The organism is Aquabacter sediminis (genome assembly GCF_028863665.1).
Taxonomy (GTDB): Bacteria; Pseudomonadota; Alphaproteobacteria; order Rhizobiales; family Xanthobacteraceae; genus L1I39.
Map to the genome: position 1 here is coordinate 45,815 of NZ_JARBFX010000011.1, position 21,404 is coordinate 67,218.

Here is a 21,404-nt window from a genome sequence, read left to right on the forward strand (position 1 = left end):
TTGCGAGCCGCATTGACTCCTATGTCCTATATCTTATAGAAGACTTCACGGTTCGCAACTGGTTCGTCCATCCGGCGATCCGCGGGAACATGCGTCAGGGCGCGGCCTCAAAGACCGGTCCGGCCCTGGAGACTGAGGAGGCAAGCGTGAGTGCGCCGCAACTGTTGGTTCACGAAAAGAAGGACACCGTCGGCGTGGTGGTGGTGGAGGGCCTGAAGGCCGGCACCGACATGCTGTGCGTGGTCACCCACGACAATTCGGCGTTCCACCTGACCGCCAAGATGGATGTTCCCATCGGCCACAAGGTGGCGCTCACCGACATCAAGGCCGGCGACACCATCTGGAAGTACGGCCAGGACATCGGCATCGCCAAGGCGGACATCGCCACCGGCGAGCATGTCCACGTTCATAACGCCAAGACCAAGCGCTGGTGAGGCCGCCATGTCCGAAATGTTCCATGCCCAGACCGCGCCGAACCCCTTCAATGGCGGCGCCCCCGACCAGTTCGTGACCAAGGCCACGCCCACCACCCTCGCCTCCGCCGATTACAAGAATGCGACCTTCTCCGGCTGGCGCCGCGAGAATGGCCGTGTCGGCGTGCGCAACCATGTGGTGATCCTGCCCCTGGACGACCTGTCCAACGCCGCCTGCGAGGCGGTGGCCAACAATGTGAAGGGCACCATGGCCCTTCCCCACGCCTATGGCCGGCTCCAGTTCGGCGAAGACCTGGAAATCCACTTCCGCACCCTCATCGGCATCGGCTCCAACCCCAATGTGGCCGCCGTGGTGGTGATCGGCATCGAGGACCAGTGGACCAACCGCGTGGTGGAAGGCATCGCCAAGACCGGCAAGCCGGTGGTGGGCTTCGGCATCGAGCTGAACGGCGACATCGCCACCATCGCCAAGGCTTCCTACCAGGCCAAGAAGTTCGTGCAGTGGGCGACCGAACTGCCGCGCGAGACCTGCTCCATCTCCGAGCTGTGGGTCTCCACCAAGTGCGGCGAGAGCGACACCACCACGGGCCTCTCCTCCTGCCCCACCGTGGGCAACATGTATGACAAGCTGATCCCGCACGGCATCTATGGCGTGTTCGGCGAGACCTCCGAGATCACCGGTGCCGAGCACCTGTGCAAGGAGCGTGCGGCGACCCCGGAAATCGCCGAAAAGTGGTACAAGATGTGGAAGGCCTACCAGGAGGACGTGATCGAGGCCCACAAGACCGACGATCTGTCCGACAGCCAGCCCACCAAGGGCAACATTGCCGGCGGCCTCACCACCATTGAGGAAAAGGCCCTCGGCAATCTCGAGAAGATCGGCCGCGAGTGCAAATATATCGACGCGCTGGAGCCCGCCGAGGCCCCGGCGAAGGGTCCGGGCCTCTATTACATGGACACCTCCTCGGCCGCGGCTGAGTGCGTGACCTTGATGGCGGCGGCGGGCTATGTGGTTCACACCTTCCCCACCGGGCAGGGCAATGTGATCGGCAATCCCATCGTTCCGGTGATCAAGATCTCCGGCAACCCGCGCACCATCCGCACCATGGGCGAGCATATCGACGTGGACGTGTCCGGCGTGCTCCGCCGCGACATGACCATCCCGCAGGCGGGCGATGCGCTGATCGACATGATCATCCGCACCGCCAATGGCCGCCTTACGGCCGCCGAGAGCCTCGGCCACCGCGAGTTCGTGATGACCAAGCTCTATCGCAGCGCCTGATCCGCGACCGCGCCAGACAAGAGGGCGTCGGCCATCCCGGCCGGCGCCCTTTTTATTTGGTGCTTCAGCCGCCGAACAGCCGCCGGTCCCAATAGACCGGCTGGTGGAGGCTCGCGGTGATGAGATGAAACTCTGGATGGGCCGGATTGATGAGGATGTTGGCGTCGAGCCGCGCCACCATGGAAGGCACAAGCAGGATGGCGCTGCGCCGCTCCTGGCACCAGCGCTCGCCGAAGCGTTTCGCAACGCCCGACGGCAAGGCATCCCATCCGGGATGCACCGGTTCCGAAAACACCTCATAGCTCACGCCACGGGGCACGGTGATGGTGATGAAATGCTGGTTGCGCGGCAAGCGGCCGCTGCCATGGACCAGCTTTTCCAGGAGCGCGGTGGAATAATGCTCGGCCGCATAGATGAGCGGGCTGCCCGGCGTGTTCCAGCGGCCGGGAGCAAGCGTCGAGCCGGTGGCGTCGAAGATGGGAAAGGCGCCATCGGGATCGCCGATCCGGTAGCAGGTCAGTGTCCGATCCAGGATCTGCCCGCTCACGCGGCGGTGCCGTATTTCAGCCGGCCCAGCAGTTCCAGCACCAGCTCGGCGCCGATCTCGCTGCGGATGACGAGGTCGATGGGCCGCTCGTCCTCCAGCATGGCATGGGCGCGGAAGAGGAAGTCCCGCGCCTCCTTCTCGTCCCGCCACACATCCAGCGCCAGCCCCCACACCCGCGCGAGGCGCGCAAGCCGCGTCCCCTCCTCCGCATTGAGGCGGTGGGAGGCCTTGCGGCGCTCATAGGTGGCCTTGGGCACCAGGCGATACTTGAACTGCGCATCGCCCGGCGCCAGCAGAGCCGCCATGCGCTCCAGCGCCCGCAGGGGGAGGCCGACCTCGATCTTCGCCATCAGGTCAAAGGGCGAGGGCACCTGCGCTTCGCGCGCGGGGAGCCCCAGCACCTGCGTCACCGTCTGCGCCGCCGTCTGGGCGCCCTGCATATGGGCGGTCACAATCCACCTCCGGTTCATCCGAGACCAAAAATAGTCTCAGATGAGGCGAATCGCAAGGTGACGCGAAAATGGCGGACCGGCAGGGACACCGCCGACCCGCGATACATCAGGCGCTCGCGCGCGCCCGCAGATCGGCCGCCAGCGCATCCGGCACGGTGATGCCCGCCGCCTCCGCCTTCTTCCGCAGCCCCAGACGCCGGTCGCCCGGCAGGCGCGTGCCCTCCTGCGCCAGGATGGCGGAAAGCAGCACTTCCAGCCGCGCCAGGGCCTCGGGCCCGCCAAGGCGCGCCGGGTCCATCACCAGGAAGAGATGACCGATGGCGGGGGACGGCCCGTCGGCGGTGAAGAAGGAGGAGGCCTCGAAGCCGAACTGCCCGCCAGTCAGCGCCGCCGCCAGCACCTCCACCATCAGCACCAGGGCTGCGCCCTTGGCATCGCCCATGGGCACCATGGTGCCCGCCAATGCCGCCTTGGCGTCAGTGGTCGGCTTGCCGTTCACGTCCAGCGCCCAGTCGTCGGGAATGGGCTCACCCTTCTGGGCGGCCACCATGATCTTGCCGCGCGCCACCTTGCTGAGCGAGGCGTCGATGACCAGCGGCGCGGCGTCCAGGCGCGGCGCGGCGAAGGCCACCGGATTGGTGCCGAAAAGCCCCACCGACCCGCCCCAGGGCGCAATGGCCGATGGCGAATTGGTGAAGGCCAGACAGGCGAGGCCCCGCTGTGCCATGCGCTCCGCATGATGGCCGAGCACGCCCGCATGGTGGGAGCGGAACACGGAGACGGAGGCAAGCCCGGTCTCCGCCACCCGCTCGGCCGCCGCATCCAGCCCGGCGGCGATGGCGGGGAAGGCAAACCCCGTCCCCGCATCCACCCGCAACGCGGCGGAAGCGGTCCAGGTGAGGACGGGCACGGCGGCGCCATCCACTTTGCCGGAGGCCACTTGGTCCGCATAAGCGGGCAGGCGCGAAAGGCCGTGGCTGGCAATGCCGTCCGCCTCCGCCTCCACCAGGGCGTCCGCGACCGCGCGGGCATTGGCGGGGCTGGTGCCGGCCTTTTCCAGCACGGCGACGGCGAGGGCCCGGGCCTCGTCCAGGGTCAGGGAGACGCTCATGAGCGGGGCGCCTCCAGCGCGCGGGCCACATCGCGGGCGATCACGGCGCTGACGCGCACGTTGGATTCCTCGGTCACGCCGGCGATATGGGGCGTGAGGATGAGGTTCGGCACCCCCACCAGCGGGCCGCCGCCGGGCAAGGGCTCGCGGTCGAACACGTCCAGCATGGCGCCGCCCAGGCGCTTGGCCTTCAGCGCGTCGGCCAGCGCCGCCTCGTCCACCACGCCGCCGCGCGCGGCATTGATGAGCACCGCGTCGGCGCGCATGCGGGCGAGCGCGTCGGGGCCGATGAGGCCACGCGTGGCATCGGTCAGTGGCACATGCAGGCTCACGGCATCGCTTTCGGCAAGCAGCACGTCCAGGGAAACGGGGCGCGCCTGGTGCTCGCCGAAGGCGGGATGGTCGGCCTTCAGGAAGGGATCATAGGCCACCACCTGCATGCCCAGCGCCACGGCGCGGCGGGCCACCTCCCGGGCGATGGCGCCGAAGCCGACGAGGCCGAGCGTGCGCCCGCTCGCCTCGCGCCCCATGAGGCGGTTGCGCGGCCAGCCGCCATCGGCCACCTCGGCGGTTGCGAAATAGGCGCCGCGCAGCAGCATCAGCACGCCGCAGATCACATATTCGGCGACGCACAGATCGTTGGCGCCGGTGGCCGGGCATACCTTGATGGAGCGGGCGCGGCAGGCGTCCACGTCGATATTGTCGAGGCCGACCCCGAGCCGCCCCACCACTTCCAGCTTGCCCGCCGCCGCCAGCAGCGCGCCGCGCACCTGGGTCCGGTTGCGCACGATCAGCGCGCGCGCCTGCGGCACCAAGGCGGCGAGATCCGCCGGGCGATCCACGAGGGTGGGGTCATAGACGAGGTCATAGGCGGCGCGCAGCGGCGCGAGCGCGCTCTCATCCATGAATTCGGTGACGACGATATCGGGCATGGACGGTCCGTGCGGATGCAGAACGGGAGGGGGCCGGGGCGCTAATGAAATCGCTGGGAACGGCCGACGAATTTTGCTATCATATATAAGATATAAGATTGGGACAAGACGGGGTTGGACGCGCCGGGCCGGCCACCATCCGCCGGTGACATCTCCGGGCCTGCCAACGGCCTCGGGTGCGGCTCTAGCCTCCACCCAGGGGCGGCGGCTATACACAGTCTTGCAATGTGATTGGGCGGACGGGCGGCGTGGCGAAGACAACGACAAAGACATCGGCGGATGCGGCGCCCCCTGCCCCGGGCCTTGCCCTCAAGCCGCTTTACCGGCAGGTGCGTGACACCCTGATCCGCCGCATGGTGGACGGCATCTGGGCGCCCGGCGAGCCCTTGCCCAGCGAGATGCAGCTCGCCGCCGAGCTGGGGGTCAGCCAGGGCACGGTGCGCAAGGCGCTCGATGAGATGGCGGCTGAAAACCTGGTGGTGCGCCGACAGGGGCGCGGCACCTTCGTGGGCCGCCACGACGAGGACCGCATCCTGTTCCAGTTCTTCAAGCTGGTGGCCGATGACGGAGAGCGCCGCTTTCCAGAAAGCCGGCCGCTCTCGCTCACGCGCGGAAAGGCCAATGCGGCAGAGCGGGCGGCGCTGGAGCTGGGGCCGAACGCGCGGGTGGTGCGCATCCGCCGCCTGCGCGCCTTCGACGAGACCCCGCTCATCTGCGAGACCCTCACCTTGCCGGACGCGCTCTTTCCCGGCCTTGGCGAGGCGCCCATCCCCAACAATCTCTACGGCCTCTATGCCAGCCGCTATGGCGTGACCGTCGCCCGCGCCCGCGAGAAACTGAAGGCGGTGGCCGCCACCGGCGAGGATGCCGTCCATCTGGGCGTTCCTGAAGGCACGCCAGCCCTCCTCATCGACCGGCTCGCCTTGTCGCTGGAAGGCACGCCGGTGGAATGGCGGGTGAGCCTATGCCTCACCAATGGCTTCCACTACCTGGCTGACCTTACCTGATCACGGCACCGCCATAGTCAGGAGGCATCGACGCCCCGGTGCTCCGGTGCCATTGTGCGCCGGCACCCTGCGCGCCAACAGGCAAGGAAACGAACATGGCCGCCTATCGCGAGCTCGCCGCCCATCTCGGGCGGGCGTCCGCCCTCTCCAACGCCATCGGCATCCTCCAGTGGGATAACGACACCATGATGCCGAAGGGCGCGGTGGGCACCCGCTCGGAGAGCCTCGCCTTGCTGCGGGTGCTGCATCATGGGCTCGTCACCGATCCCAAGGTGGGCGACCTGCTCGCCGCCGCCGAGGACAGCGCCGATGCCGACGGCCTCGGCCCCTGGGAGCGCGCCAATCTGCGCGAGGTGCGGCGCATCCACACGGTGGAAACCGCGCTGCCCTCCGACCTGGTGGAAGCCTCCAGCAAGGCGGTCTCGGTCTGCGAGATGGCCTGGCGCACGGCGCGGGCGGAGTCGGACTTTGCCTCCCTCCTGCCCCACCTTGCGGAAGTGCTGCGCCTGCAGCGGGAGATCGGCCGCGCCAAGGGCGAGAAGCTCGGTCTTTCGCCCTATGACGCGCTCCTCAACGATTACGAGCCCGGCGGCCGCTCGGCTGACATCGATGCCCTGTTCGCCGATCTCGCCGCCTTCCTGCCCGGCTTCACCGAGGAGGTGCTGGCCGTGCAGGCCCGCCGGCCGGCCGACCCGATGGCGGAAGGGCCCTTTCCGGTGGAGGCCCAGCGGGCGCTCGGCGTGAAGATGATGGGCGTGCTCGGATATGATTTCGATCGCGGGCGGCTGGACGTCTCCACCCATCCCTTCTGCGGCGGCGCCGACAATGACGTGCGCATCACCACGCGCTACGACACGGCGGACTTCGCCCGCGCCCTCATGGGCGTGATGCACGAGACCGGCCATGCCCTCTACGAGCAGGGCCGTCCGCAGGCGGTTCTGAACCAGCCCGTGAGCGGCGCGCGCGGCATGAGCCTGCATGAGAGCCAGTCCTTGCTGATGGAGATGCAGGCCTGCCGCAGCAAGGAATTCCTGCGCTTTGCCGCCCCGCTCATGCGCGAGGCCTTCGGCGGGTCGGGGCCGGCCTTTGAGCCGGAGGCGCTGTGGCGGCGCTACACCAAGGTGGAGCGCGGCTTCATCCGGGTGGATGCGGACGAGGTCACCTATCCCGCTCATGTGATCCTGCGCTACCGGTTGGAAAAGGCGCTCATCGGCGACGAAATGCCCCTCTCCGAGCTGCCCGCCGCCTGGAACGCCCAGATGCGCGACCTTTTGGGCGTGGTGCCGCCCAATGACCGCCTGGGCTGCCTCCAGGACGTGCACTGGCCGAGCGGGGGCTGGGGCTATTTCCCCACCTATACGCTGGGCGCCATGACCGCCGCCCAGATCTTCGATGCCGCCAAGCGCGCCGAACCGGACGTGCTGCCGGGCATCGCGCGGGGCGATTTTGCGCCGCTGGTGGGCTGGCTGCGCGCCAACATCCATGGCCTCGGCTCGCTCTATGAGAAGGACGAGCTGCTCACCCGCGCCACCGGACGCCCGCTCGATGCAGCGGTGTTCAAGGCCCATCTGCGCCGGCGCTATGTGGACGAGGCCTGAGGCACGGGCCCGTCCTTTCAGGGGAGCGTGACGTGGCAACGTCGCGCTCCCGGAAAGGCCGGCCTTCTGCGTGCAGGCTGCGGCCCGCGCCGGGCCGATGGCCACCCTGTGGGCGGGCGTCTGCGTGATGGGATAGGATCGCGCTCCAATTGAAAGAATCGGACCGGAGACGCCGCCCATGACCGCCCCCTCGTCCTCTCCCCTTCCCGCCGGCATCCATGTGGTGACGGGCGGCGCCAGCGGCATCGGCGCGGCGTGCGCCCGGGCGCTGGCAGCGGCCGGAGCCCGCGTCGCGGTGGCGGACCGGGACCTGGAGCGGGCGCAAGCGGTCGCGCAGGAGATTGGCGGGCGCGCCTTCTCCCTCGACGTGGCGCACGAAGACGACGTGGAGCGCTGCGCCGCCGCCATCGAGGCGGAGTATGGCCCGGTGGACGTGCTGGTGAACAGCGCCGGCATCCTCCAGGTGCCGCTGCGGCCCCACGATCTGCCCATGGAGGCCTGGGACGCAGTCATCAATATCGACCAGCGCGGCACCTATCTGGGCTGCCGGGCCTTCGCCCGGAGCATGCTGAAGCGCCGCGCCGGCTCCATCATCAACATCGCCTCCATCACCGGCTCGCGCTCCGTGCCCATGCATGCCTATGCCCCCGCCAAGGCAGCGGTGATCGCCATCAGCCGGTGCCTGGCCGCCGAATGGGGGCCGGCGGGCGTGCGGGTGAACTCCATCTCGCCCGGCTATACGCTGACCCCCGCCCTCCAGGCGGCCATCGACAAGGGGGAGCGGGATGTCTCCAACCTCGCGGGCAATGCGGCGCTCAATCGTCTGGTGCTGCCGGAAGAGGTGGCGGACGCGGTGATCTTCCTGGCCGGACGCACCTCCAGCGCCATCACCGGCATCGACCTGCCGGTGGATTGCGGATGGCTGGTGGCCACCACCTGGCACACCTATGGCGGCACCCGCCTGCCCGCGTGAGGCCACTCCACGGGCGGATTGACGGGAGCGGCGGGGTCCGCTTTCTTTCCAAGTCTATTGCGGCCAAAGCCGACGGTTTCGTGCACTGTGTCCGTCGCACCCGCCCGGCGCCGCAGCCCATCCTTCCCCTGCCCGGAGCCCTTGATGAAGACCGCTCTGTTCCGGAGCCACGGCCCGCTTTTCCTCGCCGTCTTCCTGGACATCTTCTCCTTCGGCCTGATGTATCCCCTCATCGTGTCCCTGTTCGACGGGCCGGGCTTTGGCGGGCAGGTCACGCCGGAGAACCGCGACACGCTGATGGCGCTGGCCTTCTCGCTCTTCCCCATCGGCGCCTTCTTCGGCTGCTCGCTGCTGGGCGAACTCTCCGACGCCTTCGGCCGGCGGCGGACGCTGGTGGTGTGCATGGGAGGCCTGGCGCTGGCCTATGGGCTCATGTGGCTGGCGCTGGAGGTCAATTGGCTCTGGCTGTTCTTCCTCGGCCGGGTGGTGGCGGGCCTCATGTCCGGCACCGCACCCATCGCCCAGGCCAGCATGGTGGATGCGGTGGCGGAGGAGGAGCGTGGCGCGGCCATGGCGCAGGTCACCGCCGTCAACACGCTGGGCCTTCTGGCGGGGCCGGCCATTGGCGGCGGCCTCGGCCATTTCGACTTCCGGGCTCCGCTCGCTTTCGCGCTGGTCCTGTGCGCGCTCAACACCTGGCTGCTGGCGCGCGCCCGCTTCGGCGAGGAGGCGCCGCGCCGGGCGTTCCAGTTCAGCTGGAGCCAGCCCTTCCTGCTGTTCGCGCGGCTGAAGGACCGGCCTGCGGCGGTGCCGGCGCTCGCCTCCTTCTTCCTGTTCCAGCTGGGCTTCCTGATCTACTACACCTTCATCCTGGTGCTGATGCAGCGCGTCTACGGCTTCGGCACCGCCGGCATCGGCCTGTTCTCCGTGGTGATGGGCGTCGGCTTCATGGCCGGCTCTGCCTTCTTCTATGGCCGGGTGGCCCAATGGCTGAAGGAGGAGCGCAAGATCGCCATTCTCGGCCATGCCATTTGCGGCACGCTGCTCGTCGCTTCCGCCCTGCCGGTGCCAGCCCTCGGGCAGATGGGGCTCGCGGTCTTCATCTGCATCGCCAATGTGTTTGGCTATGTGTCGCTCTTGACCGCCGCCTCCAGCCGGGTGCCGGAGACGGAGCGCGGCTGGGTGCTCGGCCTCTCCGCTGCGGGGGTGGCGGTGTGCGTCTTCCTCTCGGGCTTCCTGACGCGGCTCCTGAGCACCTTGCCGGTGGAGAGCTTCCTGGTGCTGGGCGGGGTCCTGGTGCTCATCGCCATCCTGCCGGCGCTCGCCATCCGCCCGGTGGCGGACGCCCTGCCTTCCGGCGCGGAAAAGGGGTGAGCGGGGAGGCCCGCGCAAGCCTGCGGCGTCAGCTTCGCCCCACCGGGCCCGGCGATTGCCCCATGGTTACGGCGACATAAAGCATATTGTTAGGAAGTTTTTGGCAGCCTGACCTCATCGGCACGTCGCCTCCCCACCCGCTTCGCCGGGCGCGGGGCAAGCCGGAAGCGCCCGGTCGAGCTGCGAGGATCATGACCTATATTTCCTGGACCCATGATGAGGCCCCCGTCCGGGACCGGCGCCGCCGCTCCCGCCAGGGCGCGCCCATCAGCTTCATCGGAGCCCTGGTGATCGCCACCAGCGCCGTCGGTGTGGCCGCGACCATCGCCGTCAACGGGAATCCGTGGGCGGGGGGCGCGCCGGTCACCACCTCGCACCTGTCCCCGCTCTCGCCCATCTCGCGCTTCCTGCCGCCGCGCCCGCCGCGCACCGAGCCCTTCGTCCTCGCCGGCGACGGCCAGGCGATGGCGGAGCCCGCCGGCCTGCCCTCCGCCGGGACCGTGCCGGTGGAGCCGGGCTGGATGACCGCCGCCACTCCCTTCGACCTGCGCGCGGCAAGCCTGGAGCTCGCCCAGGCGGACGTTGAGGAAGCCGCCGCCGACCTGGTGGCCGACGTGGCCACCGCCGGCATCCCCCTGCCCACCCGCAACCCCCTGCTCGCCTTGCGCACGCCCACCGCCGAGGCGCTGGCGGACGCGGCGCAGAAGGACACCATCCGCCTCATCGCCCCGCCCCGGCCGGTGGTCGGCCCACAGCCCCGGCCGGAGCGGCAGCTGGCCTCCCTCGCCCCGGTGGCGCCCGAAGAGGAACGCCAGCCCCGCGTCATCGAACGCGCGCCGGAGCCGGACGAGCCGTCCACGGGCATCACCTTGCCCACCCCCGGCAGCCGCTTCGCGCTCTATGACATTGAGGGCGGCATGGTTTACCTGCCGAGCGGAGAGCGCCTGGAGGCCCATTCGGGCTATGGCGAGAATTTCGACAAGCCCACCAGCGTGCACCGGCGCATGGTCGGCCCGACGCCGCCCAACACCTACAAGCTGACCATGCGCGAGGCGCTGTTCCACGGTGTGGAGGCGATCCGCCTCACCCCCATCGGCGACGGCAAGATGTATGGCCGCGATGGCTTCCTGGTGCACACCTACATGCTGGGCGCGCGCGGGGATTCCAATGGCTGCGTCTCGGTGCGGGACTATCAGCGCTTCCTGTCCGCCTATAAGCGGGGCGACTTCAACCGCCTTGTGGTCGTGCCCCGCCTGCCCCCCTCCGCCGGACAGACGCCCTCGCTCCTGTCGTGGCTCATTCCCAAGGCCAATGCCGCCCCGGCCAAGGACCGCTGATCCCCTCGCGACGGGCGGCTCAGGCGCCGCCCGGCCGCCAGCTTGAAAGCTCCGCCGCCCGCGCGAGGCGCCGCTTGGCGGTAAGATAGCCGGGCACTTCCACAAGCGCCCCGTCCAGTTCCACCCGCGCTTCGCCCTTGTCCCGCGCCGCCTCGAAGGCGCGCACCAGCCGCTCGGCGGCTTCCACCTCCGCCTGCGCAGGCGTGAAGGCGGCGTTGATGACCGGCGCATGGGCCGGATCCACAGCGCTCTTGGCCCGGTAGCCCAGGCGCCGGGCCCAGCGGGCATCGCGGTCCGCGCCGTCACAGTCCGCCCAGGTATAGGGGCAATCCACCGCAACGATGCCGGCCGCCACGCATTCCACCAGGAAGCGCTGGCGCGCATAGGCCAGTTCCAGGCTGTCCGGCTCGCGTTCGGCGCCAAGGTCGGCGGCGAGGTCCTCCGCCGCCAGCAGGCAGGCGGTCACGCGCGGGCTTGCCGCCGCGATGGCGCCAAGCTGCACCAGGCCGCGGGCGAATTCGATATTGGGCAGCAGTGCGGTGCTGCCGGATGGATAGCCATAGGCCTGTTCGAGCCGGCTGACATGAGCATCAAGCTCCGCCACCTGCCGGGGCTCGGCCACCTTGGGCAAGGCCACGATGTCCGGCCGCCCGGCCATCACCGCTTCCAGATCCTCCAAGCCGCCCTCCGCCAGCGGATTGACCCGCACCGCCACGACCGCGCCCGCCGCGCGCCAGCGGGCATAGACCGCAGGGGCCATCTGCCGCGCCTTCGGCCGCAAGGCGGGCGGTGTGAAGTCCTCCAGTTCCTGGATCAACACGTCGGCACCGCAGGAGGGGGCGGCATCCAGCACCTCCCCGTTGGCGCCTTCCAGGAACATCCAGGTGCGGCACAGGCGCGCCGGGCGCACGGAGGGAGAGGGCGAGAAGGGGAGCATAGGGCGTTTCCTCGGGTGCTTCCGGCTCTCAACGCTTCGGCCGGAGTGGCGCTTCAACCGCCTTTGTGCGGCGGGGCCAGATCCGGGCGCAACCTCCTTTTACGTTGCACATCCACCGTTTAGCTCAAGGCCTACGTATATTTCCTGAAAGCGGAGTCAGCCCCGCGCAACCTTGGCGCCATAGTTTCCCACCTACCAAGCGGCCGCGCCATTCGCGCGGACTTCCATCACCTGCGGGAACGATCCCCCTCCGGAGGGGCGGGGCCCGTCCCCTTCGCACATGGTCAGGACCCATCGATGCCGGCCGTCGCTCTGAAGCGCTCTGACGCCTCCTCGCTTCGCATGCCCCTCCTCGAGACGCTGCCGGTGGCGGTGATGCTGGCGGACCCCCGCAGCTTCCGCATCACCTATGTGAACGCCAAGTCCAAGGCGCTGCTGCAATCCATCCAATCGGTGCTGCCGGTGCCGGCCGAGGCCGTGGTGGGCCAGTCCATGGACATTTTCCACACCGACGGGGCCCGCGTGCGCAAGCACCTGTCCGACCTGCGCAACCTGCCCCACACCGCGCGCATCCATGCCGGCAGCGAGATCCTGGACCTGCATGTGGACGCGGTGCGCGACGCCCGCGGCAATTGCGAGCATCTCCAGCTCACCTGGAACGTGATGACCGCCACGGTGAAGGCCGAGGCCCGCAATGCCCGCCTGCTCCAGATGCTGGAAGAATTGCCGGTCAACGTCATGACCTGCGACCGCGAGACCTTGCGGATCGACTATGCGAACAAGACCTCCATCGACACCTTGCGCCGCATCGAGGCCCATCTGCCCATCAAGGCGGACGCGCTGATCGGCACGTGCATTGATGTGTTCCACAAGAATCCTCATCACCAGCGCAAGATGCTGGCCGATGCCAGCTACCTCCCCCATGAGGCGCGCATCCGCGTCGGGCCGGAAACGCTGCATCTGCGCGTGACCGCCATCACGGGTCCGGACGGCTCCTATGATGGGCCCATGGTCACCTGGTCGCTGATCACGGATAGCATCACTTTGGCGGACCGCGTCACCGGGGTCGTCGCTGAGATGCGCCGCACCTCCGAGGCCGGCGAGGGCGCCAGCGCGCAGCTCCTGTCGCTCACCGAGCGCAGCGAGGAGATGGCGAACACCGTCTCCTCCTCGGCGACGGAGATGTCCGCCACCTTCGACGAGATCACCCATCAGATCCGCCGCGCCTCCAATATGTCGCGGGAGGTGACGGAACGAGCGACCGCCTCCAACGCGCTGGTGGGCGGGCTCACCACCAGCGTCGAGCGCATCTCCAATGTCACGGCGCTGATCGAGAAGATCGCCGCCCAGACCAACCTGCTCGCCCTCAACGCCACCATCGAGGCGGCGCGGGTCGGCGAGGCCGGCAAAGGCTTCGCGGTTGTGGCGCAGGAGGTCAAGGCCCTGGCGCTCCAGACCGCCAATGCCACCCAGGACATCCGCCACCAGGTGGAAGCCGTGCAGCAAAGCGCCGCCTCGGCGGCCGGTGCGGTGGGCGAGATCACGCACAGCGTCGGCGAACTGAGCAATGTGTTCACGGGCCTGTCGGCGGCGGTGGACGAGCAGGCGGCCATCAACCGCTCGGTCAGCGAGAGCATCCTCGGCGTCTCGACGGCGTCCTCGCAGATCCGCAATGCCGCCACCGGCGTGCGCACGGTCGCGGCCGAGGTGTCCGGCTTTGCCGAACGCCTCACCTCCGAGGTGGAAACGCTGCTGAAGCACTGACGCCCGGCGCGGGGCGCCCGGTCAGGCGCCCTGCAAGGTCTCCAGGAAGCGCACGGCCGCACCACCCGAAGGGCCGGTCAGTTCCCCTTCCCACATGACCTTGCGGCCGCGCACGAAGGTGCCCACGGGCCAACCCGTGACCTCGACGCCTTCATAGGGCGACCACTGGGACTTGGAGGCGATCCAGTCCCGCGTGATGGTGGCGCGGCGCTTCAGGTCCACCACCGTGAAGTCGGCGTCATAGCCTTCCACGATGCGGCCCTTGCAGGCGATGTTGAACAGGCGCGCCGGACCGGCGCTGGTCAAATCCACGAAGCGCTCCAGCGACAGGCGACCCGCCGCCACATGGTCGAGCATCATGGGCACCAGGGTCTGCACCCCGGTCATGCCCGAGGGCGTGTCGGGATAGGCCTTGGCCTTCTCCTCCAGGGTGTGGGGCGCGTGGTCGGAGCCGAGCACGTCCACCACGCCGGAGGCGATGCCCGCCCACAGGCCATCCTTGTGCCGCGCCTCGCGCACCGGCGGGTTCATCTGGGCGAGCGTGCCGAGCCGCTGGTAGCACTCCGGCGCCGTCATGGTCAGGTGATGGGGCGTCACCTCCACCGAGGCCACGTCCTTGTGGTCGGCGAGATAGGCCATTTCCTCGGCCGTGGTCACATGCAGCACATGCACCCGCGCGCCCACCTCCCGCGCCAGCGTCACCAGACGCCGCGTGGCGGTCAGCGCCGCCACCTCGTCGCGCCACACCGGATGGGAGGTCGGATCGCCCGGCACGCGCAGGCTCTTGCGCTCATTGAGGCGCGGCTCGTCCTCGCAATGGAAGGCGGCGCGGCGGCGGATCACCTTCAGGATCGCCTTCACGCCCGGATCGTCCGCCACCAGCAGCGAACCCGTGGACGAGCCGATGAAGACCTTCACGCCGGCCGCTCCCGGCAGGCGCTCCAGCTCGGGCAGGTCAGCCACATTCTCGTGGGTGCCGCCCACATAGAAGGCGAAGTCGCAATGCATGCGGCCATTGGCGCGCTTCAGCTTGTCCTCAAGCGCTGCGGCACTGGTGGTCTGGGGATTGGTGTTCGGCATCTCGAACACGGCGGTGACGCCGCCCATCACCGCCGCGCGCGAGCCGCTCTCCAAATCTTCCTTATGGTCGAGGCCGGGCTCGCGGAAATGCACCTGGGTGTCGATGACGCCCGGCAGGATGGTGAGCCCCGTGCAGTCCACCACCTCGCCCGCCGAAGCCCCGGACAGAGACCCAATGGCGCGGATGCGGCCGGCGGTGACGCCGATGTCGGCGGCACCGATGCCGGCGGGGGTGACGAGCGTGCCGCCCTTGAGGATGAGGTCGAAGCTATCAGCCATAGCGCGCTCGCTCTTGAGAGGGACCGGGCGGGGCTTTAAGTCTGAATTGAGCATCTGACAAGGACAGGGCCATGCCCAACGCCATTTCCCCGGCTTTCCCCTTCGCCCGCCTGGATGACCGCGCCTTGGTGCGCATCAGCGGACCCGAGGCGCGCCACTTTCTGCACAATGTGGTGACCTGCAACGTGGAGAGCCTGGAACCGGGCGGCGCCCGCTTCGGAGCGCTCCTCACGCCGCAGGGCAAGATCATCTCCGACTTCCTGATCTATGCCCCGAAGGATGCGCCCGACACCTTCCTCCTGGACGCGCCGAAGGCGCTGGTGGGCGACCTCGTCAAGCGCCTCGCCATGTATCGCCTGCGCGCCAAGGTGGAGATCACGCCGGACGAGGCCCATGCGGTCGCCGCCCGCTGGGGCGCCATCCAGTTGCCCGAGGGCGCGCAGGTCTTCCCCGATCCGCGCCTTCCCGCCTTGGGCGAACGGGTCGTGTTTCCCGCAGCTGACGCGCCGGCCGGCGATCCGGCCGGCTATGACGCCCACCGCATCGGCCTCGGCATTCCCAAGGGCGGTGCCGACTTCGCCTATGGAGATGCCTTCCCCCATGAGACCGACATGGATCAATTGGGCGGCGTCGACTTCAAGAAGGGCTGCTATGTGGGCCAGGAGGTGGTGAGCCGCATGCAGCATCGCGGCACCGCACGCACGCGGGCGGTCATCGCTGTGTTCGACGCCGCGCCCGAAGAGGGCTCGGAAATCCAGGCGGGCGAGAAGAGCGTGGGGCGCATCGGCTCGTCGGCGCGTGGCCAGGGCATTGCCTTGGTGCGGCTCGACCGGGCGGCGGATGCGCTGGCCGCCGGCTTGCCGCTGGTGTCGGCGGGGGTCGAAGTGAAGCTGAAGAAGCCCGCCTGGGCCGGCTTCCAGATGGTGGGGGCCGACGGCGAAGGCTGAGCCTTCGAGAGAGCCGCCGGGCGTCTTTCCCGGCGGCGACCGGTCTCATCCCCGCACAAAGAAGTGCTGCGGCACGCTTTCGCCCTTCAGAAGGGCAATCACATTGCCGCAGGTGATCAGGGACACCTCGCCCCGCGCCTCTTCCGTGACCCCGCCAATGTGCGGGGAGACCACCACATTTTCCAGCTGCCACAAGGGATTGTCGGCGGCCGGCGGTTCCGGCGCGAAGGTGTCGAGGCCGGCGCCGGCGATGCGACCCGCGCGCAGCGCCTCCACCAGCGCGCCCTCGTCCACCACCTCGCCGCGCGCGGTGTTGATGAGGAAAGCGGTGGGCTTCATTAAGCCGAGCGTGCGGGCATTGATGAGGTCGCGCGTCTCCGGGGTGAGCGGGCAATGCAGGCTCACCACGTCGGCGGCGGCCAGCATCGCGTCGAGGTCGGTGGCGCGGGTGGCGCCCTCCGCGAAGGCCGCATCGGGGGCGAACGGGTCATAGGCCTCAACGCGCATGCCGATGGCCCCGGCCATGCGGGCCAGATGCCGGGCGATCAGGCCGAAGCCCACGAGGCCCAGCGTGCGGCCGCGCAGTTCGTGGCCCTGATAGGCCTTGGCCGCCCAGCCGCCGCCGCGCACAAAGGCGTCCTGCCGGCGCATGTCCTTGATGAGGGCGAACATCATGGCCAGCGCATGCTCGGCCACCGAAGGAGCATTGGCACCCACCGCGGCCAGCACGGGAATGCCGAGCGCCGTGGCCGCCGCCACGTCGATGTCATTGGTGCCGGCGCCGTGCTTGTGCACCAGCTTGAGGCGGGGCGAGGCCTTCAGAATGTCCGCATCGATCCGCTCCACGAGGCGGACGATGATCGCATCCGCCTGCCGGCTGGCGAGGAGGTCGATCACCTCGCTCTTGGGGGGATAGGGGCCGGTGGATAGGGAAGTGATCCCCGCCGCGCGGAGCATCTCCTCCCCGGCGGCGGTCACGGGGCCGCCGAGGCTGACGACGGTGAAGCTCATGGCGCGCCCTCACGCCACGGCTTCGGCATAGCGCGCGGAGAGCGCCGCGATCTCAGCATCCGCCTCAGCGGAGATGAGCACCGGCGCGCGGCTGGCGCCCACCTCCGGGATGGCATGGCGCAAGGCGCGCTTGACCAAAGCGGGCGGGAAGCCGTGGGCGTAGAGCTCCTTGCGCAGCGTGCTGAAGCGGGTCTGCGCGGCTTCGGCGGCGGCCAGGTCGCCCTTGTCGAAGGCCGAGCTGATGGCGTTCAGCGTGACGGGGGCCACGTTGCCGAGCCCGGAAATGTTGCCGGCGGCGCCATTCTTCAGGCCGTGCAGGATCAGCGAATCCGGGCCCACCAGCACGTCGAAATCGTCCCGCTCACGGGCGATGGCCAGGAAGCCGTCCAGGCTCTCCTGCGAGCCGGCGCTGTCCTTGATGCCGATGATGTTGGGATGATCGGCCAGGACGCGCGCGGTCTCGGGGGCGATGGTGTTCCCGGTGCGGGCGGGGATGTTGTAGAGATAGACCGGCAAGGACAGGGCGTCCGCCACCTTGCGATAATGGTCCACCAGTTCGGCCTGCGAGCAGGCGATGAAGGACGGCGTGATGGCCGACACCGCCTTCACGCCCAGCTTCTGGACTTCTTTGCCCAGCGCGATGGTCTGGTGGGTGGAGATTTCCCCGATATGGGCGAGCACCGGCTGGCGCCCCGCCGCCGCATCCACGCAGATGCGGGCCACCTCGATCTTTTCCTCAAACGACAAGGCGTAGAATTCGCCATTGGTGCCGGCGCAGAAGATGCCGTTGCCGGCCCCGATCTGCCGGTCCACCTGCCGGCGCAGCGCCGCGCCATCGACCGTCTCCGTCGCGTCGAAGGGCGTGACGATGGCAACGAAGGTGCCCTTGATCTTGGTCATGTCCTCAGCCTTTCCAATCTTGCTGTCGGGCCCGCTCAGTAGGCGGCCTCGTAAAGGGCGAGAATTTCCTCGCGGCTGATGTCGCGCGGATTGTTGTCGAGCAGCCGCCGAATGGCATGGGCCTCTGTGGCCATCACGGGCAGGTCCTCCCGCGGCACGCCATAGGCGGACAGGCGCATCTGGCAGCCCAGCGCGGCGCACCAGCCATAAGTGGCCTCCAGCACCTCGGCCGGATCGGCGGAAGGCTTCAGGCCCAGCGCTTCAAGCACGAGGGCGGTCTTCTCCGGCACGGCGGGGGCGTTGAAGGCCAGCACATGGGGGAAGATGAGCGCATTGGCCGCGCCATGGGCGATGTGGTGGCGCGTGCCCAGCGGATAGGCCACCGCATGGCCCGCCGTGGTGTTCACCGGGCCGAGGCAGAAGCCGCCATAGAGCGAGGCGAGCGCCAGGCCCGCGCGGGCCTCGGTATTCGACCCATCGCGGATGGCGGCCGCCAGGTGCTTACCCACCAGCCGCGCGCCTTCCAGCGCATAAAGGTCGATGGTGGGATGGGCCTTGCGGCTGGTGAAGGCCTCGACGCAATGGGCCAAGGCATCGACGCCGGTGGCCGCCGTGACCGCCGGGGGCACGGATAAAGTAAGGTCGGGGTCCACAACCGCGAGGTCCGCCTGCATGTGCAGGCTTTGCACCGCGAGCTTGTTCTGGGTGATGGGGTCGGTGACGAGGGCGCGCGTGCCCGCCTCGCTGCCGGTGCCGGCGGTCGTGGGCACCTGGATGAGGGCGGCACCCTTGGCATTCACCTTTTCCGGTCCCACCACCTCGGCCAGCGACTGCCCGGAGCCGGGCAGCACGGCGGCGAGCTTGGCCAGATCCATGGCGCTGCCGCCGCCAAACCCGATCACCACCTCCGCCTGCGCCGCGCCGGCGCGGGCGAGGAGCGCCTCCAGGTTCGGCACGTCCGGCTCGGGCTTCACCTCGCCGAAGACGGTGACCTCGCCCTGAAGGCCGAGGAGATCGATGCGGGCGGCATTGAAGGCGTCGGCCACCACCAGGATGCGGGAAAAGCCCTTTTCCGCGATCCAGCGCGGCACGGACGCCACTGTCCCGGAGCCGAACAGGATGCGGGGCGGGCGCGCCAGTTCGATGGGCGCGGAGAGACCTGCGGTCATGATGTCGCCCTTCCTTCAGTGCGTTCCGGAAGCGGCGAGCTTCTCGGCATAATCGATGGCCTCGATGAGGCTCAGTTCGTTGGCGATGCCCTTGCCGGCAATGTCGAAGGCCGTGCCGTGATCCACCGAGGTGCGGATGATGGGCAGGCCCAGCGTGATGTTGACGCCGGACAGGGCGTCCCAGGTGCCGGTCTCGGGATTGACGTTGAAGCCCAGCAGCTTGACCGGGATGTGCCCCTGGTCGTGATACATGGCCACCACGGCATCGAACTGGCCGGCGCGCAGCTTCACGAACACGGTGTCGCCGGGCACGGGGCCGACCACGTCGAGCCCGTCGGCCACGCACTTGGCGATGGTGGGGGTGCTCACCTCCATGTCCTCGCGCCCGAACAGGCCGCCCTCGCCCGCATGGGGATTGAGCGCGGCCACCGCGATGCGGCGGCGGGAGAGGCCGAGGCCCTTCAGCGTCTGGTCGGTGAGGTCGATCACATAGCGCAGCCGCTCGGGCGTGAGCTTGGCGGGCACGTCCTTCAGGGCGATGTGTGTGGTCAGGTGGCTGACCCGCATATTGCCGTGGGCGAGCATCATCACCGAACCACGGGCGCCGGTGAGATCCGCCAACATGTCGGTATGGCCAGCATAATGATAGCCGGCCTTGTTCAGCGCCTCCTTGTTGAGAGGTGCCGTCACCAGCCCCTGCACGCGGCCGGCCTGGGCGAGGCGCACGGCGCGCTCGATGGCGAGGAAGGCAAAGCGGCCGCCATCAAGGCTCAGCACGCCCGGCCGGATGGGCTCTCCCTCCGGCCCCGCCTGGAGGCAGGCGAGCGCCGGCCATTCCGCGTCCGCCTCGCTCACCTCGGGGATGGGGAGCGTGGAGCCAAGCAGCGCCTGCGCCTCCTGCAGCGCTGGATTGGAGCCGATGATGAGGAGCCGCAAATCGCCGGCGGCGAGCCGGTCCTTCAGCCGCTCGCAGGCCTTGACGATGATCTCCGGTCCGACCCCGGCCGGGTCGCCCATGGTGACGGCCAAATGCGGCGTCATGCGCGCGCTCCTTGCATTGGAAAGATCAGCCGCCGCAGCAGCAGGGAATCACCGAAGGCACCGGACTTCGACACCACATGCACCCCGTCGAACCGCCCGCCCCGCAGGATGGACACGGGGATGCCGGTCTCGAAGGCGCCCAGAAGGTCGAGCCGCTCCGCGCCCAAGGAAAGACTGAGGGACCGCAGGGTCTCGCCCCCGGACACCACCAGAGTGCCCGGCGCCCGCAGCGTCTGCAGAAGGCGGGCGAATTCATCGGCAATGCGCCGCGCCGCTTCTGCACGGGGCGTACCCTCGGGCAGCGCCAGCGAGACAAGCGCAACGCCTTCGGCCTCAAGGCGCGCGGCGACGCGGGCCGCCTCGTCCCGCCCGCCGCCGGAGATCTGGAAGGCGGCCCCGCCACAGGCCTCCACCTGCGCCCGCGTCACCGGATGATCGGTGCCGAAGAGACCGAGCAGGGGGCGCGGCAGGGCGCGGGGATCGACCAGGACGGGCTCCGCCTCCCCCGCCAGTGCGAGAGCCAGCCCGCCACTGCCGCACCACAGGATGCGTCCGCCAGCAGAACGTCCATCGCGCGCGAGGGTGGCGAGGTCCGCCTGCGTCTCCACATCCCACAGACTGAGGCCGAGGGGTACCGGCTCGCCCGGGCGGCACAGATGGACGGAAAAGCCGAGGGCCCTGAGCCCGGCCGCGAGGTCTTCACCCACCGGCCGCACGCCATCGGCGCCCAGCAACATCTGGATGCCGCCCCGCGTGACCCGGCCGTGATGGGGAAAGGCGGGCGCGATGATGCAGCGTTGGAACGCCATGGCGTCCAGCCAGCCGGCGATCTCCGCCGCGCCCCGCCCCCGCAACAGGCTGTCGAGCTTGCAGAAGAAAAGCGGGACGCCCGGGCCCGCCCCGTCCGGCAGGCCGGCAGCGAGGGACGCAACCGTTCCTCGCGCGGTTGCCGGGTCGCTCTCGCGGGTATCGCTGTCGATGGCGAGTGCGCCCGTGCCCGGCGCCTGCGGCGCCGCGAGGTGAACCGGCAGCGCTTGGCCAGGTCGCACGAAGGCCATGGCGGAATCCAGCGCGCCGGTCAGGTCATCGGCAATGAGGCGCAGAGGCAGGGCGAGCGCGGCTGCGTCGGGCGCGACTGCGCCCGCAGCGGGACGATCCGCGGCCGGCGCGACGATGGGCGCCGTCATGGATGCCGCCACCATGCGCCCGACACGCGCGGGATGCGCTTG

The 21,404-nt window shown here is 69.3% G+C and carries 20 protein-coding genes; 9 read left to right on the plus strand and 11 right to left on the minus strand.

The features are described 5' to 3' along the window. The first annotated feature begins 146 nt into the window (after nt 1-146). Entirely contained in the window at nt 147-434 is a 288-nt protein-coding gene (locus tag PV781_RS19710; RefSeq protein WP_209104083.1) for a UxaA family hydrolase, read from the plus strand. 7 nt (nt 435-441) lie between these two features. Continuing rightward, complete coding sequence (locus PV781_RS19715; RefSeq protein ID WP_247658150.1) at nt 442-1,716, plus strand: UxaA family hydrolase; 1,275 nt, start codon at nt 442-444, stop codon at nt 1,714-1,716. A gap of 64 nt (nt 1,717-1,780) precedes the next feature. Here PV781_RS19715 and PV781_RS19720 read toward each other — a convergent pair whose 3' ends face one another. From PV781_RS19720 to PV781_RS19735, 4 genes are all read right to left on the minus strand, one after another. Then, complete coding sequence (locus tag PV781_RS19720) at nt 1,781-2,263, minus strand: RES family NAD+ phosphorylase (RefSeq protein ID WP_274777337.1); 483 nt, start codon at nt 2,261-2,263, stop codon at nt 1,781-1,783. Next, nucleotides 2,260-2,703, minus strand: coding sequence for an antitoxin Xre-like helix-turn-helix domain-containing protein (locus PV781_RS19725; protein ID WP_274777405.1), 444 nt, complete (start codon nt 2,701-2,703; stop codon nt 2,260-2,262). Before PV781_RS19725 ends, PV781_RS19720 begins: the two co-directional genes overlap by 4 nt. A 118-nt stretch (nt 2,704-2,821) precedes the next feature. Further along, complete coding sequence (locus PV781_RS19730) at nt 2,822-3,826, minus strand: Ldh family oxidoreductase (protein WP_274777338.1); 1,005 nt, start codon at nt 3,824-3,826, stop codon at nt 2,822-2,824. Beyond that, nucleotides 3,823-4,758: a hydroxyacid dehydrogenase gene (locus tag PV781_RS19735; protein WP_274777339.1), complete on the minus strand. Its 936-nt coding sequence runs from the start codon at nt 4,756-4,758 to the stop codon at nt 3,823-3,825. The genes PV781_RS19730 and PV781_RS19735 overlap by 4 nt, the downstream gene beginning before the upstream one ends. 248 nt (nt 4,759-5,006) lie before the next feature. Here PV781_RS19735 and PV781_RS19740 point away from each other — a divergent pair, with 248 nt between their 5' ends. The 5 genes from PV781_RS19740 to PV781_RS19760 all read left to right on the plus strand — a co-directional run bounded on the left by PV781_RS19740 (nt 5,007) and on the right by PV781_RS19760 (nt 11,047). Further along, a complete protein-coding gene (locus PV781_RS19740) occupies nt 5,007-5,765 on the plus strand; it encodes a GntR family transcriptional regulator (protein ID WP_274777340.1) in 759 nt (252 codons plus the stop codon). Between the two features lie 95 nt (nt 5,766-5,860). Beyond that, nucleotides 5,861-7,363 (plus strand): carboxypeptidase M32, encoded by a 1,503-nt coding sequence (locus tag PV781_RS19745; RefSeq protein WP_274777341.1) that lies wholly within the window; start codon nt 5,861-5,863, stop codon nt 7,361-7,363. 178 nt (nt 7,364-7,541) lie between these two features. Continuing rightward, nucleotides 7,542-8,336, plus strand: a complete 795-nt coding sequence (locus PV781_RS19750) for an SDR family NAD(P)-dependent oxidoreductase (RefSeq protein ID WP_274777342.1) — start codon at nt 7,542-7,544, stop codon at nt 8,334-8,336. A gap of 144 nt (nt 8,337-8,480) precedes the next feature. Then, a complete protein-coding gene (locus PV781_RS19755) occupies nt 8,481-9,710 on the plus strand; it encodes an MFS transporter (protein ID WP_274777343.1) in 1,230 nt (409 codons plus the stop codon). Nucleotides 9,711-9,901: 191 nt separating this feature from the next. Further along, nucleotides 9,902-11,047 (plus strand): DUF2778 domain-containing protein, encoded by a 1,146-nt coding sequence (locus PV781_RS19760; protein WP_274777344.1) that lies wholly within the window; start codon nt 9,902-9,904, stop codon nt 11,045-11,047. A 19-nt stretch (nt 11,048-11,066) separates the two neighbouring features. Here the strand turns inward: PV781_RS19760 and PV781_RS19765 are convergent, their stop codons facing one another. Then, nucleotides 11,067-11,984: an HpcH/HpaI aldolase/citrate lyase family protein gene (locus tag PV781_RS19765; protein ID WP_274777345.1), complete on the minus strand. Its 918-nt coding sequence runs from the start codon at nt 11,982-11,984 to the stop codon at nt 11,067-11,069. 297 nt (nt 11,985-12,281) lie between these two features. On the opposite strand from PV781_RS19765, the gene PV781_RS19770 reads away from it, so the two are divergent. After that, nucleotides 12,282-13,748 (plus strand): methyl-accepting chemotaxis protein, encoded by a 1,467-nt coding sequence (locus tag PV781_RS19770; RefSeq protein ID WP_274777346.1) that lies wholly within the window; start codon nt 12,282-12,284, stop codon nt 13,746-13,748. A gap of 21 nt (nt 13,749-13,769) precedes the next feature. On the opposite strand, the gene PV781_RS19775 is transcribed toward PV781_RS19770, so the two are convergent. Then, nucleotides 13,770-15,107 (minus strand): dihydroorotase, encoded by a 1,338-nt coding sequence (locus tag PV781_RS19775; protein WP_274777347.1) that lies wholly within the window; start codon nt 15,105-15,107, stop codon nt 13,770-13,772. A 71-nt stretch (nt 15,108-15,178) separates the two neighbouring features. Here PV781_RS19775 and ygfZ point away from each other — a divergent pair, with 71 nt between their 5' ends. Further along, entirely contained in the window at nt 15,179-16,054 is an 876-nt protein-coding gene (gene ygfZ / locus PV781_RS19780) for a CAF17-like 4Fe-4S cluster assembly/insertion protein YgfZ (protein ID WP_274777348.1), read from the plus strand. 45 nt (nt 16,055-16,099) lie between these two features. On the opposite strand, the gene PV781_RS19785 is transcribed toward ygfZ, so the two are convergent. From PV781_RS19785 to PV781_RS19805, 5 genes are read right to left on the minus strand one after another with little or no spacing between them, the layout of a single operon-like run. Then, a complete protein-coding gene (locus PV781_RS19785) occupies nt 16,100-17,065 on the minus strand; it encodes a hydroxyacid dehydrogenase (RefSeq protein ID WP_274777349.1) in 966 nt (321 codons plus the stop codon). A gap of 9 nt (nt 17,066-17,074) precedes the next feature. Next, complete coding sequence (locus PV781_RS19790) at nt 17,075-17,965, minus strand: dihydrodipicolinate synthase family protein (RefSeq protein WP_274777350.1); 891 nt, start codon at nt 17,963-17,965, stop codon at nt 17,075-17,077. A gap of 35 nt (nt 17,966-18,000) precedes the next feature. After that, nucleotides 18,001-19,134, minus strand: coding sequence for an iron-containing alcohol dehydrogenase (locus PV781_RS19795; RefSeq protein WP_274777351.1), 1,134 nt, complete (start codon nt 19,132-19,134; stop codon nt 18,001-18,003). Nucleotides 19,135-19,149: 15 nt separating this feature from the next. Next, a complete protein-coding gene (pdxA, locus tag PV781_RS19800; RefSeq protein ID WP_274777352.1) occupies nt 19,150-20,175 on the minus strand; it encodes a 4-hydroxythreonine-4-phosphate dehydrogenase PdxA in 1,026 nt (341 codons plus the stop codon). Continuing rightward, complete coding sequence (locus PV781_RS19805; RefSeq protein WP_274777353.1) at nt 20,172-21,362, minus strand: four-carbon acid sugar kinase family protein; 1,191 nt, start codon at nt 21,360-21,362, stop codon at nt 20,172-20,174. The genes pdxA and PV781_RS19805 overlap by 4 nt, the downstream gene beginning before the upstream one ends. Nucleotides 21,363-21,404 lie beyond the last annotated feature (42 nt).

What these genes read in the sequence shown, in the direction of transcription:
- PV781_RS19715 (WP_247658150.1), top strand. Translation starts at nt 442, where the DNA reads ATGTCCGAAATGTTCCATGCCCAGACCGCGCCGAACCCCTTCAATGGC.
- PV781_RS19725 (WP_274777405.1), bottom strand. Translation starts at nt 2,703, where the DNA reads ATGCAGGGCGCCCAGACGGCGGCGCAGACGGTGACGCAGGTGCTGGGG.
- PV781_RS19730 (WP_274777338.1), bottom strand. Translation starts at nt 3,826, where the DNA reads ATGAGCGTCTCCCTGACCCTGGACGAGGCCCGGGCCCTCGCCGTCGCC.
- PV781_RS19735 (WP_274777339.1), bottom strand. Translation starts at nt 4,758, where the DNA reads ATGCCCGATATCGTCGTCACCGAATTCATGGATGAGAGCGCGCTCGCG.
- PV781_RS19745 (WP_274777341.1), top strand. Translation starts at nt 5,861, where the DNA reads ATGGCCGCCTATCGCGAGCTCGCCGCCCATCTCGGGCGGGCGTCCGCC.
- PV781_RS19750 (WP_274777342.1), top strand. Translation starts at nt 7,542, where the DNA reads ATGACCGCCCCCTCGTCCTCTCCCCTTCCCGCCGGCATCCATGTGGTG.
- PV781_RS19755 (WP_274777343.1), top strand. Translation starts at nt 8,481, where the DNA reads ATGAAGACCGCTCTGTTCCGGAGCCACGGCCCGCTTTTCCTCGCCGTC.
- PV781_RS19760 (WP_274777344.1), top strand. Translation starts at nt 9,902, where the DNA reads ATGACCTATATTTCCTGGACCCATGATGAGGCCCCCGTCCGGGACCGG.
- PV781_RS19765 (WP_274777345.1), bottom strand. Translation starts at nt 11,984, where the DNA reads ATGCTCCCCTTCTCGCCCTCTCCCTCCGTGCGCCCGGCGCGCCTGTGC.
- PV781_RS19770 (WP_274777346.1), top strand. Translation starts at nt 12,282, where the DNA reads ATGCCGGCCGTCGCTCTGAAGCGCTCTGACGCCTCCTCGCTTCGCATG.
- PV781_RS19775 (WP_274777347.1), bottom strand. Translation starts at nt 15,107, where the DNA reads ATGGCTGATAGCTTCGACCTCATCCTCAAGGGCGGCACGCTCGTCACC.
- ygfZ (WP_274777348.1), top strand. Translation starts at nt 15,179, where the DNA reads ATGCCCAACGCCATTTCCCCGGCTTTCCCCTTCGCCCGCCTGGATGAC.
- PV781_RS19785 (WP_274777349.1), bottom strand. Translation starts at nt 17,065, where the DNA reads ATGAGCTTCACCGTCGTCAGCCTCGGCGGCCCCGTGACCGCCGCCGGG.
- PV781_RS19790 (WP_274777350.1), bottom strand. Translation starts at nt 17,965, where the DNA reads ATGACCAAGATCAAGGGCACCTTCGTTGCCATCGTCACGCCCTTCGAC.
- PV781_RS19795 (WP_274777351.1), bottom strand. Translation starts at nt 19,134, where the DNA reads ATGACCGCAGGTCTCTCCGCGCCCATCGAACTGGCGCGCCCGCCCCGC.
- pdxA (WP_274777352.1), bottom strand. Translation starts at nt 20,175, where the DNA reads ATGACGCCGCATTTGGCCGTCACCATGGGCGACCCGGCCGGGGTCGGA.
- PV781_RS19805 (WP_274777353.1), bottom strand. Translation starts at nt 21,362, where the DNA reads ATGACGGCGCCCATCGTCGCGCCGGCCGCGGATCGTCCCGCTGCGGGC.